Annotated in this window: 14 protein-coding genes; 7 read left to right on the forward strand and 7 right to left on the reverse strand. The window is 73.9% G+C overall.

Going from position 1 to position 15,812, the window contains the following annotated elements:
- Positions 1–7: 7 nt before the first annotated feature.
- Both ACYVKX_RS07005 and ACYVKX_RS07010 read left to right on the forward strand, forming a co-directional pair.
- Positions 8–982: a hypothetical protein gene (locus tag ACYVKX_RS07005; RefSeq protein WP_460830022.1), complete on the forward strand. Its 975-nt coding sequence runs from the start codon at positions 8–10 to the stop codon at positions 980–982.
- Positions 983–1,091: 109 nt separating this feature from the next.
- Entirely contained in the window at positions 1,092–4,973 is a 3,882-nt protein-coding gene (locus ACYVKX_RS07010) for a lamin tail domain-containing protein (RefSeq protein WP_460830023.1), read from the forward strand.
- Here ACYVKX_RS07010 and ACYVKX_RS07015 read toward each other — a convergent pair.
- From ACYVKX_RS07015 to ACYVKX_RS07025, 3 genes are all read right to left on the reverse strand, one after another.
- Positions 4,960–5,175 carry a hypothetical protein gene (locus ACYVKX_RS07015; RefSeq protein WP_460830024.1) on the reverse strand — a complete coding sequence of 72 codons (216 nt, stop codon included), beginning with the start codon at positions 5,173–5,175 and terminating at the stop codon, positions 4,960–4,962. The genes ACYVKX_RS07010 and ACYVKX_RS07015 overlap by 14 nt on opposite strands.
- Positions 5,172–5,660: a hypothetical protein gene (locus ACYVKX_RS07020; RefSeq protein ID WP_460830025.1), complete on the reverse strand. Its 489-nt coding sequence runs from the start codon at positions 5,658–5,660 to the stop codon at positions 5,172–5,174. The genes ACYVKX_RS07015 and ACYVKX_RS07020 overlap by 4 nt, the downstream gene beginning before the upstream one ends.
- Before the next feature lie 166 nt (positions 5,661–5,826).
- The gene (locus ACYVKX_RS07025; RefSeq protein ID WP_460830026.1) at positions 5,827–6,999 is read right to left on the reverse strand and encodes a pyridoxal phosphate-dependent aminotransferase; all 1,173 of its coding nucleotides are present in this window, start codon (positions 6,997–6,999) and stop codon (positions 5,827–5,829) included.
- Positions 7,000–7,032: 33 nt separating this feature from the next.
- On the opposite strand from ACYVKX_RS07025, the gene pyrE reads away from it, so the two are divergent.
- Positions 7,033–7,599 (forward strand): orotate phosphoribosyltransferase, encoded by a 567-nt coding sequence (gene pyrE, locus ACYVKX_RS07030; RefSeq protein ID WP_460830027.1) that lies wholly within the window; start codon positions 7,033–7,035, stop codon positions 7,597–7,599.
- A gap of 5 nt (positions 7,600–7,604) precedes the next feature.
- A complete protein-coding gene (locus ACYVKX_RS07035) occupies positions 7,605–8,264 on the forward strand; it encodes a DedA family protein (RefSeq protein WP_460830028.1) in 660 nt (219 codons plus the stop codon).
- Here ACYVKX_RS07035 and ACYVKX_RS07040 read toward each other — a convergent pair.
- On the reverse strand, positions 8,227–9,036 hold the full coding sequence (locus ACYVKX_RS07040; protein ID WP_460830029.1) for a DedA family protein: 810 nt from the start codon (positions 9,034–9,036) through the stop codon (positions 8,227–8,229). The genes ACYVKX_RS07035 and ACYVKX_RS07040 overlap by 38 nt on opposite strands.
- Positions 9,037–9,089: 53 nt before the next feature.
- Between ACYVKX_RS07040 and ACYVKX_RS07045 the strand changes: the two genes are divergently transcribed.
- A complete protein-coding gene (locus ACYVKX_RS07045; RefSeq protein WP_460830125.1) occupies positions 9,090–9,737 on the forward strand; it encodes a TrmH family RNA methyltransferase in 648 nt (215 codons plus the stop codon).
- Here the strand turns inward: ACYVKX_RS07045 and ACYVKX_RS07050 are convergent.
- Positions 9,709–10,512 (reverse strand): serine/threonine-protein kinase, encoded by an 804-nt coding sequence (locus ACYVKX_RS07050; protein WP_460830030.1) that lies wholly within the window; start codon positions 10,510–10,512, stop codon positions 9,709–9,711. The two genes, ACYVKX_RS07045 and ACYVKX_RS07050, sit on opposite strands and share 29 nt — an antisense overlap.
- Positions 10,509–12,251, reverse strand: coding sequence for an ABC transporter ATP-binding protein (locus ACYVKX_RS07055; protein WP_460830031.1), 1,743 nt, complete (start codon positions 12,249–12,251; stop codon positions 10,509–10,511). The genes ACYVKX_RS07050 and ACYVKX_RS07055 overlap by 4 nt, the downstream gene beginning before the upstream one ends.
- A gap of 442 nt (positions 12,252–12,693) precedes the next feature.
- Here ACYVKX_RS07055 and fbaA point away from each other — a divergent pair, with 442 nt between their 5' ends.
- On the forward strand, positions 12,694–13,725 hold the full coding sequence (gene fbaA, locus ACYVKX_RS07060) for a class II fructose-bisphosphate aldolase (RefSeq protein ID WP_460830032.1): 1,032 nt from the start codon (positions 12,694–12,696) through the stop codon (positions 13,723–13,725).
- Between the two features lie 112 nt (positions 13,726–13,837).
- On the opposite strand, the gene ACYVKX_RS07065 is transcribed toward fbaA, so the two are convergent.
- Complete coding sequence (locus ACYVKX_RS07065; RefSeq protein ID WP_460830033.1) at positions 13,838–15,337, reverse strand: DHA2 family efflux MFS transporter permease subunit; 1,500 nt, start codon at positions 15,335–15,337, stop codon at positions 13,838–13,840.
- Between the two features lie 36 nt (positions 15,338–15,373).
- On the opposite strand from ACYVKX_RS07065, the gene ACYVKX_RS07070 reads away from it, so the two are divergent.
- Complete coding sequence (locus tag ACYVKX_RS07070) at positions 15,374–15,811, forward strand: DUF3151 domain-containing protein (protein ID WP_460830034.1); 438 nt, start codon at positions 15,374–15,376, stop codon at positions 15,809–15,811.
- Position 15,812: the final 1 nt, after the last annotated feature.

The raw sequence follows: 15,812 nt of genomic DNA on the forward strand, positions 1-15,812 counted from the left end.
GGCCCGCGTGAGCGAGCCGTCCGCGAGTGCCCGACCGCGCCAGGTCACCATGGCCGCCTGGCTGACCATGGTCGGCTCGGCGCTCGTGGTGCTGCTGGTCTTCGACCGGGTCGCCGGACTGCACACCCTCGAGACCCGGCAGTCGGTCGAGCGGTTCCTCGCCGAGCCGCCCGCCAGCGACCTCGGCCTCGGCGTCGACGGCGTGCTGTCGATCGTGCGCACGCTGTCCCTGGTCGCGGGCGGCTGCGCGGCGGCGGCGGCGATCCTCGGGTTCCACGTGCTCAAGCGCAGCCGCAGCGCGCGGCTGGCGCTCACGATCCTGGCGGTGCCGCTGTTCCTCAGCGGGATGGTCACCGGCGGCTTCGTGTCGTCGCTGGTCGCGGCCTCGTCGGTGATGCTGTGGCTCCGGCCGGCCCGGGACTGGTTCCGGGACGCGCCAGCCCAGGGGCTCGACGGGGCGACCCGCCGACCCGAGCCGGAGCCGGCGCTGGCCCCGGGTACGACGCCGGCCCCGATACAGCAGCCGGCCATCGCCGTACCCGCCCGGCGGCCGCCGGCGGTGACTTGGGCCTGCATCCTCACCTGGGCCGGCAGCGGCGTGACCGCGCTCGGCGTCGTCGCGTCCGGCGTGGTCCTCGGCCTGCAGCCCGACGTGCTGCTCGAGGAGGTGCGCCGGCAGAACCCCGACCTCGAGTCGCAGGGCGTCTCCGACGGCCTGCTCATCGGCGTCACCTTCGCGATGCTCGGCGGCTTCGTCGTCTGGGCCCTCGCCGCCGCGACCGTCGCGCTCTTCGTGCTCCGCGGCCAGGAGTGGGCGCGGGTCACGCTGCTGGTCAGCGCCGCGACGGCCGCCGCGATCTTCCTCCTCGGGACCGTCGTCGGTGCCTTCGTCCTCGCCCTGGCGCTCGCGACGAGCGTGATGACCGTGGTGCTCCTGGTCCGGCCCGAGGTGCGGGCCTGGTTCCGGGCTCCGTCGGCCTGACGTTCAGCGGTCGATCCTCCGCAGTTCACGGCGGCGTCGCCGGACCCCAGCAGGCTGCGCGTGCCCCCGTCCCCCGCTGGCTCGGCAGCCCCTCGAGGAAGACATCCGCGTGCCCCAGAACCGGCGTGCCCTGATCGCCCTGCTCCTCTCCGTCTCGTCCGCACTCCTCGCCCTGGTCGCGGTGGCTCCGCCCGCGACCGCAGCCGCCGCCGACATCCGGATCAACGAGGTCGAGTCCAACGGCGGTACGCCGGGCGACTGGGTCGAGCTGGTCAACATCGGCGCCGACCCGGTCGACGTGTCGGGCTGGCGGATCAAGGACGACGACGACACCCGCACCTTCGCGATCCCGTCCGGCACGACCGTCCCCGCGGGCGGCTTCGTGGCGGTCGACGTGGACGTCGCCGGCGGGTTCGGCCTCGGCAGCAGCGACTCCGCCCGGGTCTACCTGCCCGACGGCACGACCCTGATCGACTCCTACTCGTGGACCGGCGGGCACGCCGCCACGACGTACGGCCGCTGCCCCGACGGCACCGGCGCGTTCCGGCTGACCACCAGCCCGACCAAGGGCGCGGCCAACGACTGCTCGAGCCCGGTCAGGATCAACGAGATCGAGTCGTCCGACGGCGGCGCCTCCGACTGGGTGGAGCTGACGAACCCGTCGGCGGCCGCGGTGGACGCGAGCGGCCTGGTGCTGCGCGACAGCGGCACCGGCAACGACGTCACCGTCCCGGGCGGCACCACGATCCCGGCCGGCGGCTACCTCGCCGTCGACGTGACCGGCCTCGGCTCCGGCGACACCGCCCGGCTCTTCGACGGCCCCACGCTGGTCGACTCCTACACCTGGACCGAGCACGCGAGTACGACGTACGGCCGCTGCCCGGACGGCACCGGGCCGTTCACCACGACCGCCTCCTCGACCAAGGGCGCGGCCAACAGCTGCCCCGGCGGTCCGGATCTGTCGGGCATCGCGATCAACGAGGTCGAGTCGAGCGGCGGCGTCCCGGGCGACTGGGTCGAGCTGGTGAACACCGGCGAGACCGACGTCGACCTCGGCGGCCTGGTGCTCAAGGACAGCGGCGAGACGGGCTACACCATCCCGGACGGCACCACGATCGCGGCCGGCGGCTACCGCACCCTCGAGGAGGCGGACTTCGGCTTCGGCCTGGGCGGCGGCGACTCGGCACGGCTCTTCGCGCCCGACGGCACCACGCTGGTCGACTCCTACACCTGGACGTCCGCGGCCGGCACGACCTACGGCCGCTGCCCCGACGGCTACGGGCCGTTCGCCACGACGCTCTCGGCCACCAAGGGCGCCGCGAACGACTGCACGCTCGACGTCCCCTCGACGATCGTGATCAACGAGGTCGAGTCGAACGGCGGCACCCCTGGCGACTGGGTGGAGCTGAAGAACACCGGCGCGAGCGCGGTCAGCATCGCCGGCCTCCGGTTCAAGGACAACGGGGCGAGCAACGACTTCTACGCGATCCCGCGGGGCACGGTCGTCGCTCCCGGCGGCTACTACCTGCTCGAGGAGGCCGACTTCGGCTTCGGCCTCGGCGTGCCCGACGACGCCGCCAACCTCTACGCCGCCGACGAGAGCACGGTCGTCGACCGCTACGCGTGGACGACCCACGCGACCACGACGTACGGCCGCTGCCCCGACGGCACCGGCGCGATGCGCACGACCACCTCCTCGACCAAGGGCGCGGCCAACGACTGCTCGAGCCCGATCCGGATCAACGAGGTCGAGTCCAACGGCGGTACGCCGGGCGACTGGGTCGAGCTGGTCAACCCCTCGCCGGAGGCCGTCTCGGTGGGCGGCTGGGTGCTGCGCGACAGCGGCACGGGCAACGACGTCACCATCGCGTCCGGGACGACGATCGCGGCCGGCGGCTACCTCGCAGTCGACGTGACCGGCCTCGGCGCCCCCGACTCGGCCCGGCTCTTCGACGGCGCCACGCTCGTGGACAGCGTCACCTGGACCGACCACGCCGCCACCACGCTGGGCCGCTGCCCGGACGGCACCGGTGCGTTCGCCACCACCCGGGAGGCCACCCGGGGCGCGCGCAACGCCTGCGTCGGCGACCTGGTCACCGGCCCGTGGCCGGGCGGCGAGTCGGTCCGGACCGTCGACCCTGCCGGCGTCCTCGGCGGCGACATCAGCGGCATCACCTACGCCGAGGACCGGCTCTGGACGGTCAAGAACGGCACCGGCGAGCTGATCGAGCTCACCGCCGAGGGCGACGGCTACGCCGTGGCCGAGCGGCACGCGCTGCGCTACCCGGGCACCGAGGAGGGAGCCCCCGACACCGAGGGGCTGACCTTCACCGACGCCGGCCCGGCCGGTGGTCTCTACGTCTCTTCCGAGCGCAGCGGCGCCGCCGGCGGGACCAGCCGGCCCTCGGTGCTCCGCTACGACGTCGGCGGCTCCGGCGACCTGACCGCCACCCGGGAGTGGAACCTGGTCACCGACCTGCCGCCGATCGGCGCCAACTCCGCCCTCGAGGGCATCGCCTGGGTGCCCGACAGCTACCTGGTGGCCAACGGCTTCCGGGACGAGAACACGCGGGCGCCGTACGACCCGGCGACCTATCCGGGCCACGGGTCGGGCCTGTTCCTCGTCGGGGTCGAGGCCAACGGGATGGTCTACGCGTACGCGCTCCTGGACGGCGGCGGGTTCACCCGGGTCGCGTCGTTCACGAGCGGCTTCCCCGCCGTCATGGACCTCTCCTGGGACCCCGAGCGGGTCGGCCTGTGGGCGGTCTGCGACGACGGGTGCCAGGGCCGCACCACGATCCTGCGGATCGCGGACGGCGCGTTCGCGGTCGACCAGGCCTTCGAGCGCCCGGCCGGCATGGCGAACCTCAACAACGAGGGCTTCGCCGTGGCGCCGCAGAGCAGGTGCGTCGGCGGCGTCAAGCCGGCCTTCTGGACCGACGACGGCAACACCGGCGGCAACGCGATCCGCGAGGGCACGATCAGCTGCACCGACCTGCCGGCGCCGCCGGCGGCGCCGGTGCCGCAGACGATCACGGTGAGCCCGGAGCCGCCGGCCACGCCGGTCGTGGGGCAGACGTGGACCATCGCCGCGCAGGGTGGCGGCTCGGGGCAGCCGGTCCTGCTCTCCACCAGCACGCCGACGGTGTGCACCCTCGCCGGGTCGACGGTGACGTTCGCCCACCCGGGCACGTGCACGGTCCGGGCGCAGCAGGCCGGCGACGGGTCGTACGCGCCGGGCTCCACCGACCGGACGATCACGGTCGCGAGGGCGGAGACGACCACGACGGTCGCGATCGGCGCGGGCCGGCAGCAAGCGACGGTTGCGCCGGTCGCGCCGGGCGCCGGCGCCCCGAACGGCACGGTCACGTTCGCGGCCGGCGGCACCGTGCTCGGCACCGCGACCCTCGCGAACGGCGTGGCGACGCTGGGCCGCGACCTTCCCGCGGGCGCGACCGGCCTGACGGCGACGTACGCCGGCGACGAGGACTTCGCCGGGTCGACCGGCACGGCGACGCGCAGCCAGCCGCGGATCACCGCCGCCCTCTCGCCGGCCCGGCCGCCCTCGGGCTGGTGGACCGGCCCGGTCACGGTGACCTTCACGTGCACGCCGGGCGGTGCGCCGCTCACGGCCCCGTGCCCGGCGCCGGTGACGCTCTCCGACGAGGGCGCCGATGGGGCGGTGACGCGGACGATCACCGCGACCGACGGCGGCGCCGCCGAGGTGACCGTGGCCGGCATCGACATCGACGGCACCGGGCCGACGGTGCGGGTGCGCGGTCCCCGCGACGGCGCGACCTACCGGCCGGGCAAGGCGCCGAAGGTGCGGTGCCAGGCCCGCGACGCCCTCTCCGGACTGGCCTCCTGCGAGCTCGACCGGTCGACGGCCGGGATCCGGCGGGGCCGGAAGGTGGTGGTCGTCGCGACCGCCGTCGACCGGGCGGGCAACGTGGCGACCGACCGGATCGTCTACCGGATCAGGAGGCGCTGAGGTCGGCCGCGGCCAGCCGGCGCAGCCCCTCCCCGATGACGTCGCGCTCCCTGCAGAACGCCCAGCGCGCGGCGAGCGCCATCGCCGCCCCACCCACCACGAACAGCTGTGCCGCCACTCCACGCGCCCGCAAACGGTCGGAGAGCTCCTGGAACAGCGCGCGGACCCGCTGCGCGTCGAGTACGGCGCCGTGGGGACTCACGCCCGAGCCAGCGACCTTGCGGTGATGAGGATCCCACGCTCGACGAAGGCCCGCGGGCTCTCCCGTTCGGCTGCGGCGCGCAAGATCGCGGGAACGGCCGGGTACCAGTCGCTGGTGCGGCGGGCGGGGTCCGCGGTCCAGGCCGGCGTCGGCCAGCCGTCGCGCTCGGCGAGGTGGTCGGCCAGGGCGGCGAAGGCGGCGTCGATCTGCACCGCTCCGGTCCGGGGCGGGTCCTCGGTGAACACCTCAGCCGCGAGCGTCACCCCGCCGCGGCGCAGGGTGGAGGTGTAGTCGTCGAGTGTCTGCAGGATGCCGAAGCGCCAGCAGGCATCCAGCGACCCACCTGCGGCGAGCAGGTCGGCGCAGAGCTGCGCGTTCGAGGCGGCCGTGTGGCGCACCCCCACGCCCACGGCGGGCTCGCCGACTGGTGCGGCCCGGGCACGCGCCAGCAGCGTCCCGATGGGCAGTACCTCGCCCCGGAACACCACGGCATCCTCCTCCTTCGCCGCACTCGGTGGGTCTTCTCGGTTCCCACTTTCGCAGAATCCCCCACCGATGTCCCCACGGACGACGTCAGAGCACCGACTCGCGGACGACGACAGGCGGTCCACGTCGGCACGTCGCCGCTCGGGCTGCGAGTCACGGTCCTGCTCAGGAGGCGCTGAGGTCCGCAGCCGCCAGCCGGCGCAGCCCCTCCTCGATGACGTCGCGCTCCTTGCAGAAGGCCCAGCGCACCAGGTGCCGGCCGGCGTCGGAGTCGTGGAAGCCCTGCAGCGGGATGGCGACGACGCCGGCGCGGTCCGGGAGCGCGCGGCAGAACGCGTCGCCGTCCGCCCAGCCGAGGGCGGAGACGTCGGTGGTGGCGAAGTAGGTGCCCTCGGGCACCCGCACGTCGAGCCCGATCGCGGCGAGCCCGTCGCAGAGCAGGTCGCGGCGGTCCTGCAGGTCGGCGGCCAGCCGCGCCGGGAAGGCCGGCTCCTCGTCGAGGGCGTGCGCGACCGCGGGCTGGAGCGGCGAGCCGGAGGTGAACGTCAGCCACTGCTTCGCGGCCAGCACCGCGCCGACCAGGGCCGCCGGGCCGGTGGCCCAGCCGACCTTCCAGCCGGTGAACGAGTACGACTTGCCGGCGCTCGAGAGCGAGAGCGTCCGCTCGAACATCCCCGGCAGGGTCGCCAGCGGGACGTGCTCGTGGTCGTCGAAGACCAGGTGCTCGTAGACCTCGTCGGTGATCACCACCAGGTCGTGCCCGACCGCGACGTCGGCGACCGCCTGGAGCTCGGCGCGGGTGAGCACGGTGCCGGTCGGGTTGTGCGGCGAGTTCAGCAGGACGAACCGGGTCCGCGGTGTCACCGCCGCCCGGAGCTCGGTGGCGTCGAGACGGCCGAGCCCGACTCCGGGGGCCGGCCCCCGCAGGGTCACCGGACAGCGTACGCCGCCGGCCATCTGGATCATCGCGGCGTAGGAGTCGTAGTAGGGCTCGAGCACCACCACTTCGTCGCCCGGGTCGACCAGGCCGAGCAGCGCGGCCGCGATGCCCTCAGTGCAGCCGGTCGTCACGACCACCTGGGAGTCCGGGTCGAGCTCGATGCCGTAGTGGCGCAGCTGGTGGGCGGCGACCGCCCGGCGGAGTGCGGGTACGCCGAGCCCGGGGGCGTACTGGTTGAGCCCGGTCTCCAGCGCGTGGACCGCGCGGGCGATCACCGCGGGTGGCCCGTCCACGTCCGGGAACCCCTGGCCGAAGTTGACCGACTGCGTCCGCACGGCGAGCGCGGACATCTCCGAGAAGATCGTCGGCGCGATGCCGTCGAGACGGTGGGCCAGCATGGGGCCGAGGGTAGCGTCGGTACGCTCGACCGCGTGGACGAGACGCTCGCAGCCGACCTTGCCCGTGACGTGGACGCGATCTGCCGACTGACCGGGGAGTTCACCCTCCGCTCAGGCCAGCAGGCCACCGAGTACTTCGACAAGTACCTCTTCGAGGCCGACCCGGCCCTGCTGCTGCGCGTCGCGCGCGAGATGGTGGCGCTCCTCCCCGAGGACACCGACCTGCTCGGCGGGCTCGAGCTGGGCGGCGTACCCATCGCGACGATGGTGAGCAGCCTGACCGGCCGCCCCGCGCTGTTCGTGCGCAAGCAGGCCAAGGAGTACGGCACCTGCAAGCTCGCCGAGGGCCCGGACGTCGCCGGCCGGCGGGTGACGCTGATCGAGGACGTGATCACCACCGGCGGGGCGGTCCGCGACGCGACGCGGGCGCTGCGCGAGGCGGGCGCGACCGTCGAGGTCGTCGTGTGCGCGATCGACCGCAGCCCGGCGGGCGGGAACCCGCTCGAGGACGTCGGGCTCGAGGTGCGGCCGGTGCTGACCAAGGCCCGGCTCGACGTGGCCCGGCTCGACGTGGCCCGGCTCGACGTGGCGCGGGGCTGAGGCCGGTGTTCAGCGCCGCGACGGCCGGAGATCCCAGCGAGCTGACCGGGGTCGCCGGCTGGTCCGTCGACGTCATGGAGCGGCTCGGCGGCGTCGGCGCCGGGCTGCTCATCGCCCTGGAGAACCTCTTCCCGCCGCTGCCGAGCGAGGTCATCCTCCCCCTGGCGGGCTTCACCGCCAGCCGCGGCGACCTCTCCCTCGCCTCCGCCCTGGTGTGGACCACGGTCGGCTCGGTCGTCGGCGCTCTGGTGCTCTACGCGCTGGGCCGGCTGCTCGGCCGGGACCGGGTCTTCGCGATCTGGCAGCGGCTGCCGTTGGTCGAGGACGTCGACTTCGTCCGCACCGAGGAGTGGTTCGCCCGGCACGGCCGCAAGGCGGTCTTCTTCGGCCGGATGGTCCCGCTCTTCCGCAGCCTGATCTCGGTGCCGGCCGGCGTCGCGGCCATGCCGCTGGGGCAGTTCCTCGTCCTCACCACGCTCGGCAGCGCCATCTGGAACACCGTCTTCGTCCTGGCGGGCTACCAGCTCGGCGAGCAGTGGTACCGGGTCGAGGGCGTCGTCGGCTGGTTCCAGTGGGTCGTCATCGCCGCGGTGGTGCTCTTCGTGGGGCGCTGGCTGGTCCTCCGGGTCAGGCGCCGTCGGAGGGCTGCGTCGTCATCACGGTGACGTCGCGCTCGGCCGGCCCGGTCGCCTCGGCCGCCGCGTGGCGCTGCCGCTCGGCCGCGCGACGCTGCGCCTTGTGCCGGCGGCGCTGCCACAGCTCCCACGCGATCGGCACCACGGTGAACGCGAGGATGACCAGGATCGCCTTGTCGATGTTCTCGCCGAGGCCCGGGAACGCCTGGCCCAGGGTGAAGCCGAGCAGCAGGATGCTGCCGACCCAGAGCACGGCGCCGACGAGGCTCCAGGTGAGGTACCGGCGCCGGTCCATCCGGGTGACGCCGGCGACGACCGTGATGAAGGTGCGCACGAACGGCACGAACCGGCCGACGACCAGCGCCTTGTTGCCGTGCTTGTCGAAGAACGCGTGGGTCTGGTCGAAGTACTTCTTCTTGAACAGCCGGCCGTCGCGCTCGTAGAGCCGTGGCCCGATCGCGCGGCCGATCTCGTAGCCGACCACGTTGCCGAGGAACGCCGCGGCCGTGAGCAGCACGAACGCGATCAGCAGCTCGACCACCGGCGCGGTGCCGAACACGTCGATCCGCCCGGAGTTCAGGAACAGCCCGAGGGCGAAGAGCAGGGTGTCGCCCGGCAGGAACGGGAAGAGCAGGCCGCACTCGATGAAGATGATCAGCAGGCTCACCCAGTAGAAGGCGCCGCCGAACTGGTCGAGCAGCCAGTTGGGGTCCATCCAGTCCATGCCGAGCAGGAGGGGCTGGGTGAGGCCGGCGATCACCCGATCACGGTACCCGCCGGCGGTGAACCGCACGTGACGCATCGCCTACCGTTTCGCCCGTGGACAGGCAGGAGGACCGGGCGCCGTACGACCCGATGCCGCACGGCCCGCCCGAGGTGGGCGTCGGGCCGTGGGAGGGGCCGTGGCCCGACGGCGAGCAGTACGACGCCGCGCTGCTCGCCGAGGGCGACCGACGCAACGTCGTCGACCGGTACCGGTACTGGACCGTCGAGGCGATCGTCGCCGACCTGGACGCCCGCCGCCACTGCTTCCACGTCGCCATCGAGAACTGGCAGCACGACTTCAACATCGGCACGATCGTGCGGACCGCGAACGCGTTCCTCGCCGCCGAGGTGCACATCGTCGGCAACCGCCGGTGGAACCGCCGCGGCGCGATGGTCACCGACCGCTACCAGCACGTCCGGCACCATCCGAGCGTCGCCGACCTGGCGGCGTACCTGCACTCGCTTCCTGGAGGCGACGTCGTCCTGCTCGGCGTCGACAACCTGCCCGGCTCGCTGCACCTGGAGACCGCGTCGCTGCCGCGCCGGGCCTGCCTCCTCTTCGGGCAGGAGGGCCCCGGCCTGTCGGAGGCCGCGAGGGAGGCGTGCGACGCGACGTTCTCGATCGCGCAGTTCGGGTCGACCCGCTCGATCAACGCGTCGGCGGCCGCCGCGATCGCGATGCACGCCTGGGTGCGGCAGCACGCCGACCTCAGCGGCGAGGACGCCTGGCGCGGCTGAGCACGTCGCCCACCTCGGCGAGCGTCGGCCGCAGGGCGGGGTCGGGGGCCAGGCACGCCTCCAGCAGCGAGCGGTACGCCGGGTCGAGGCGGCGCCGGCGGAAGGCGGGCGCGACCCGGGGCAGTGCCGGCGATCCGTCCGGCCAGCCCGGCTGCGCGATCTCACGGGTCAGGCTCTCGACCAGGGTCTGGCCCAGGCCCCAGACGTCGGTCGCCGGCCCGAGGTCGAGGGCGTCGTGCTGCTCGGGCGCGAGGTACTCCTCGGTCCCCGCGCCCGGCGCGCCCGGCCCGGGCCGCTGGGCCAGGCTCAGGTCGAGCAGCACCGCGCGGCCGGCCTGCACGACGACGTTCTCCGGCTTCACGTCGAGGTGCAGCCAGCCGTGGGAGTGCACATGCGCCAGCGCGGAGGAGAGCTGCAGCCCGAGCTCGGCGGCGTCGTCGGGGTGCAGGGGGCGCCGGTCGACGAGCGCGTCCAGCGTCTGACCGGTGAGGGTCTCGAGCACGACCGCGGGCACCGGGTCCTCGACGACCTCGTAGCAGCGGACCAGGTGGGGGTGGGCGATGCCGAGGAGGATCCGGCCCTCGGTGAGCGCGGCCGCGCGGATCCGCTCCTCGCCGAGGCGGTCGGGGCGGACCGTCTTCACGACGCAGCGGCACCCCCGCTCCTCGCTCCAGGCGTCGTAGGTGTCCAGCCGGTGGCCGCGGCTGAGCAGCCGCACGGCGACGTACCCGGGCAGCAGCTCGCGGCCGGGAGCGACCACGGCCGGCGCGCTCACGCCGGCACCGGCTCTCCGACGATCCGACCGTGGTCGAGGCGCACGACCCGGTCGATGACGTCGAGCACCGCGGGGTCGTGCGTGATCACCAGGACGGTACGTCGCCCGGCGGCCGCGACGAGGGCCGACATCACCCGGCGGGCGGTGTCGGGGTCCAGGCCCGTGGTCGGCTCGTCGAGCACCAGCACCGGGGCGTCGCGCAGCAGCGCGCGGGCCATCGCGAGCCGCTGCCGCTGGCCTCCGGAGAGGGACCGGCCGCGCTGGCCGATCCGGGTGTCGTAGCCGTCGGGGAGGCGGCGTACGAACTCGTCGGCGTCGGCCGCCCGGGCCGCTGCCACGACGTCCGCCCGGTCGGCGTCCGGCCGGGCGAAGGCGATGTTGTCGTGCACGGTCTCGTCGAGGAGCAACTGCTCCTGGAGCACGACGGTGACGGCCTCGCGCACCGAGGCGAGCGTCGCGTCGCGCAGGTCGACGCCGTCGATGGCGACCCGGCCGTGGTCGGGGTCGAGGTGGCGGGTGAGCAGGCGCGCGACGGTCGTCTTGCCGGCGCCGCTGGGGCCGAGCAGCGCGACGCACTCCCCGGGCGCCACGCGCAGGTCGACGTCGGTGAGCGCGTCGCGGGCGGCGTCGGGGTAGCGCACCGAGACGCCGCGCAGCTCGACGGCGCCGGCGGTCGGCGCCAGCGGCCGGGCGCCGGGACGGTCGGTCGGCCGCTCCTGGTCGAGCAGGTCGACGATCCGCTCGACGCCGGCCGAGGCGGAGAAGAGCGCGGGGACCAGGTCGGCCAGCGAGCGCAGGGGTCCGTAGCACTGCGCGAGCAGCGCGAGGAAGGCGAGCAGGCCCCCGACGGTGAGCCGGTCCTGCGAGAGCGCCCAGGTGCCGAGGCCGACCACGGCCAGGACGCCGACGAGCTCGGCGAGGTCGACGGCGGGCAGGAACACCGCGCGGATCCGGCTGCCGGCGAGCTCGGCGCCGACGATGGCCCGGTTCTCACGCTGGTACTTCGCGAGCGCGTCCCCCTCCCGGCCGTAGGCCTGCACCAGCGCGGCGTTGGCGAGGTTCTCCTCGGCCACCGCGCTGAGCGAGCCCGATCGGCGGCGCCGCTCGCGCGACACCGCGCGGACGAACCGGGCGAACCGGCTGGTCACCCAGCCGAGCAGCGGCACCACCGCCAGCGCCGCGAGGGCGAGCAGCCAGTCCAGCCACACCAGTGCGCCGACGTACACGATCAGGCGCACGAGGTTGCCGATGCCCGAGGCGAGGTTGCCGATCATGAACGACTCGACCGCGGCCACGTCGGAGGTGAGCCGCGACATCACGTCGCCCAGGCGGCGCCGGTCCAGCGAGGGCAGCGGCAGCGAGAGCGTGTGCCCGAAGACGTCGGAGCGCAGGTCGAAGAGGAAGCGCTGCGAGATCCAGGTGGTGAGGTAGTCGTCCGCGCCGGAGACGAGGGCGCCGGCCAGGTTGAGCCCGATGTAGAGCAGCGCGATCGTGAGCAGCGGGCCGAGGTCGGCGGGCACGAGCACGTCGTCGACCAGCCGCTGGAAGAGCATCACCTCGGCGACCTCGATCAGCGGCGCCGCGGCCAGGAGCAGCAGGCCGAACGCCAGCCAGCGGCGCAGCCCGCGCAGCCGCGGGCCGAAGCGGCGCAGGACGCCGACGATCGTCATCGGGGGCGCGGCCTCGACCAGCCCGGAGTCGTCGGGCGGGGGGCGCAGCAGCGCGATCAGGCGGGACATCGGGCTCCTCGGTGCTGGACCGGTGTTGGGGCCGGGTGCTGGGGTGGGCGACGGCGCGGGCGGCGGCGAGGGCCGTGGCCCTCGCCGCCGCCCGCCGCGGGTCAGTCGCGCGTGCGCGTGCGCGTCCGGGTGCGCCCGTGGTTGGGGCGGTGGCCACGTGAGTGGCGCCGGCGACGCCGGGCCGCGGCGGGCTCGAGGGACGAGAAGATCTTGGAGCGGGCCATGATTACCTCCGGTTGTCGTGGCCCCCGCCTTGTCGGGGGGCCGTGTGCCCACGAGGCTGTCCCGCGTGCGTGAGGTGTCCATGAAGCGCGGATGAGGAAGCTTTCATCCGGGTCGAGGCGCCGTCGCGTCGTCATGCTCGGGGGCACTCGCTAGGGTCGGAGTCAGCCGCCCGCCCGTATCGCCCCGCTATCGCCCCGCGCAGCCGAGGAGTCCTGACATGCCCATCGTGACCCCCGAGAAGTACGCCGAGATGCTGGACACCGCGAAGGCGGGCCAGTTCGCGTTCCCGGCCATCAACGTGTCGTCCTCGCAGACCCTCAATGCGGCGCTCAAGGGCTTCGCGGACGCCGGCTCGGACGGCATCGTCCAGGTGTCCACCGGCGGCGCCGAGTACCTCTCCGGCCCCTCGGTCAAGGACATGGTGTCCGGCTCGGTCGCCTTCGCGGCGTACGCCGCCGAGGTCGCCAGGAGCTACCCGGTCAACATCGCGCTGCACACCGACCACTGCCCCCAGGACAGGCTCGACGGCTTCGTCCGGCCGCTGCTGGCGCTCTCGGAGGAGCGGGTCGCGCGCGGCGAGGCGCCGCTGTTCCAGTCGCACATGTGGGACGGCTCCGCCGTACCCCTCGACGAGAACCTGGCCATCGCCGAGGAGCTGCTCGACCGCTGCCTCAGGGCCAAGGTCATCCTCGAGATCGAGGTCGGCGTGGTCGGCGGCGAGGAGGACGGCGTCGAGAACGCCATCAACGAGAAGCTCTACTCCACCCCCGAGGACGCCGTCGCGACCGCGCGGGCGCTCGGCTACGGCGACCGCGGCTACTACATGACCGCGCTGACCTTCGGCAACGTGCACGGCGTGTACAAGCCGGGCAACGTCAAGCTCCGCCCGGAGGTGCTGCAGGAGGCGCAGGCCGCGGTGGTCGCCGAGTTCGGCCTCGAGGCCGGCGCGAAGCCGTTCCACCTGGTCTTCCACGGCGGCTCCGGCTCCACGCCCGAGGAGATCGGCGCGGCCGTCGACTACGGCGTGGTGAAGATGAACGTCGACACCGACACCCAGTACGCCTTCACCCGCCCGGTCGCCGCGCACATGTTCACCAACTACGACGGCGTCCTCAAGGTCGACGGCGAGGTCGGCAACAAGAAGGCCTACGACCCCCGCGCCTGGGGCAAGGCCGCCGAGGCCGGCATGGCCGCCCGCGTCGTCGAGGCCTGCGAGAACCTGCGGTCTGCTGGGCGGTCGATCGGCTGATCCGGCTCCCCGGGATGGATCCCCGGTCAGCCGGGGATCCCTGACGTTGTCAGGCGTTGCAACCCCTGACAACGTCAGGCTTCCCCGGTCAGCCGGGGATTCCGCCACCGCGTCAGTCCGCCCCCGCCGCAGGAGCAGCGACACCCGAGAACCCAGCATGCCGGGGCCGTTCGAAGAACAGCACGGCGACGAAGCCGATGACGAACGCCCCCACCGGCAGGAGTACGGCGGTGGACATGGCGTCGCTGAAGGACCGGGCCACGTCCGGGGGCAGTGACACGGACCCGGAACCGCCCTCGCCCTGGAACGCCGGCAGCCCCTCGGCGGCGAGGCGGGCGTCGATGAGCACCGCGATCGCGGCGGAGCCGAGCACGGCGCCGACCTGGCGGGTGGCGTTGTAGACGCCCGCCCCGGCGCCGGCCAGCCGGAGCGGCAGGTTGCGGGTGGCGGTGGCGCTGTTGGGCGACCAGACGAGCGCGTTGCCGACGCCGAAGACGGCCATCGGCGGCACGGTCCACCAGATCGAGGTGTCCGGGGTCATCGCGAAGCTCAGCGAGAGCAGCCCGGCGAACAGCGCGGTGAAGCCGGACGCGGTCAGCAGCCGCGGGTGCAGCCGGTCGGTCAGCCGGCCCACCGGCCTGGCCAGCGTGATCGTCATGACCGCCATCGGCACGAGCAGCAGCGCGGCCCGGGTCGGGCTGAGGCCGCGCACGACCTGCGCCCAGATCATCACCGGGATCGACAGCCCGGTGATGGAGAAGCCCATCACCGAGATCGCGACGTTCGCCAGCGAGAAGTTGCGGTCGCGGAAGACGCCGAGCGGCACCAGCGGCTCGGCGCGGTTGCGCGCCTGCCAGAGCACGAACAGGGCGGACACCGCGAGGCCGGCCACGATCATCGCCCAGATGCCGGTGCTCCAGTCGAACTGGTGGCCCTCCTGGATGCCGAAGACCAGCAGGAACATGCCGACCCCGCTGAGCGCGACGCCCGGCCAGTCGAACCGGTGCGAGTGCGTCGGCAGCGCCGGCACCAGCCGCCAGGCCAGCGCGAAGCCGACGACGCCGACCGGCACGTTGATGAAGAAGATCCACTCCCAGCCGAGGCCGTCGACGAGCACGCCGCCGAGGATCGGGCCGACCAGCGTGGCCACGCCCGCGGTCGCGCCCCACAGCGACATCGCCGCGCCGCGGCGGTCGGCCGGGAAGATCCGGGTGATGATCGCCATCGTCTGCGGCGTGATCATCGCGGCGCCGAGGCCCTGCACGACCCGCGCCGCGATCAGCCCCTCGATGCTGCCGGTCAGGCCGCACCACAGCGACGCGAGCGTGAAGACGGTGAGGCCGATCAGATAGACGTTCTTGGGCCCGAACCGGTCGCCGAGGCGGCCGGTGATGAGCACCGGCACGGCGTAGGCGAGCAGGTAGGCGCTGGTCACCCAGACCACGTCGTTCACGTCGGCCCGGAGGTCCTCGATGATCGCCGGCGTCGCGACCGACACGATGGTCGTGTCGACCAGGATCATGAAGAAGCCGATGCACAGCGCGAAGAGCGCCGGCCACGGCTCCCTGCCGCCGGTCGGGTCGGTCGCGGGGACGGACGCTCGCTGGGTCACGTCCCCACCTAACACCCGGGCGTGGACAATTGCGCCATGAGCTCCCTCACCGGTCAGGACCTGATGGCGGGACCCCCGCCCACCCACCTCCCCGAGGACCCGGCCGCGGCCGACCTGGTGCCGGACGCCGACGCGCTCGACGTCGTACGCCGCCACCCCGAGTCGCCGCTGGCCTGGGCCACCCTCGCGACACTGGCTGCCGACGCCGACGAGGACCCGGTCACGATCTACGCCTACGCGCGGGTCGGCTACCACCGCAGCCTCGACCTGCTGCGCCGCAGCGGCTGGAAGGGCCACGGCCCGGTGCCGTGGGAGCACGAGCCCAACCGCGGCTTCCTCACCTGCCTGGCGCTGCTCGCCCTCGCGGCCCGCGCGATCGGCGAGGACGCCGAGTGGGAGCGGTGCTCGGCGTTCCTCCGCGACTCCAGCCCGACCGGTTGGACCGAGCTGCTGGGCGACGACGGCGAGGGCTGAG

The sequence above is a fragment of the Nocardioides hungaricus genome, assembly GCF_054782915.1.

What these genes read in the sequence shown, in the direction of transcription:
- ACYVKX_RS07025 (WP_460830026.1), bottom strand. Translation starts at nt 6,999, where the DNA reads ATGCTGGCCCACCGTCTCGACGGCATCGCGCCGACGATCTTCTCGGAG.
- ACYVKX_RS07040 (WP_460830029.1), bottom strand. Translation starts at nt 9,036, where the DNA reads ATGCGTCACGTGCGGTTCACCGCCGGCGGGTACCGTGATCGGGTGATC.
- ACYVKX_RS07045 (WP_460830125.1), top strand. Translation starts at nt 9,090, where the DNA reads ATGCCGCACGGCCCGCCCGAGGTGGGCGTCGGGCCGTGGGAGGGGCCG.
- ACYVKX_RS07055 (WP_460830031.1), bottom strand. Translation starts at nt 12,251, where the DNA reads ATGTCCCGCCTGATCGCGCTGCTGCGCCCCCCGCCCGACGACTCCGGG.
- fbaA (WP_460830032.1), top strand. Translation starts at nt 12,694, where the DNA reads ATGCCCATCGTGACCCCCGAGAAGTACGCCGAGATGCTGGACACCGCG.
- ACYVKX_RS07070 (WP_460830034.1), top strand. Translation starts at nt 15,374, where the DNA reads ATGAGCTCCCTCACCGGTCAGGACCTGATGGCGGGACCCCCGCCCACC.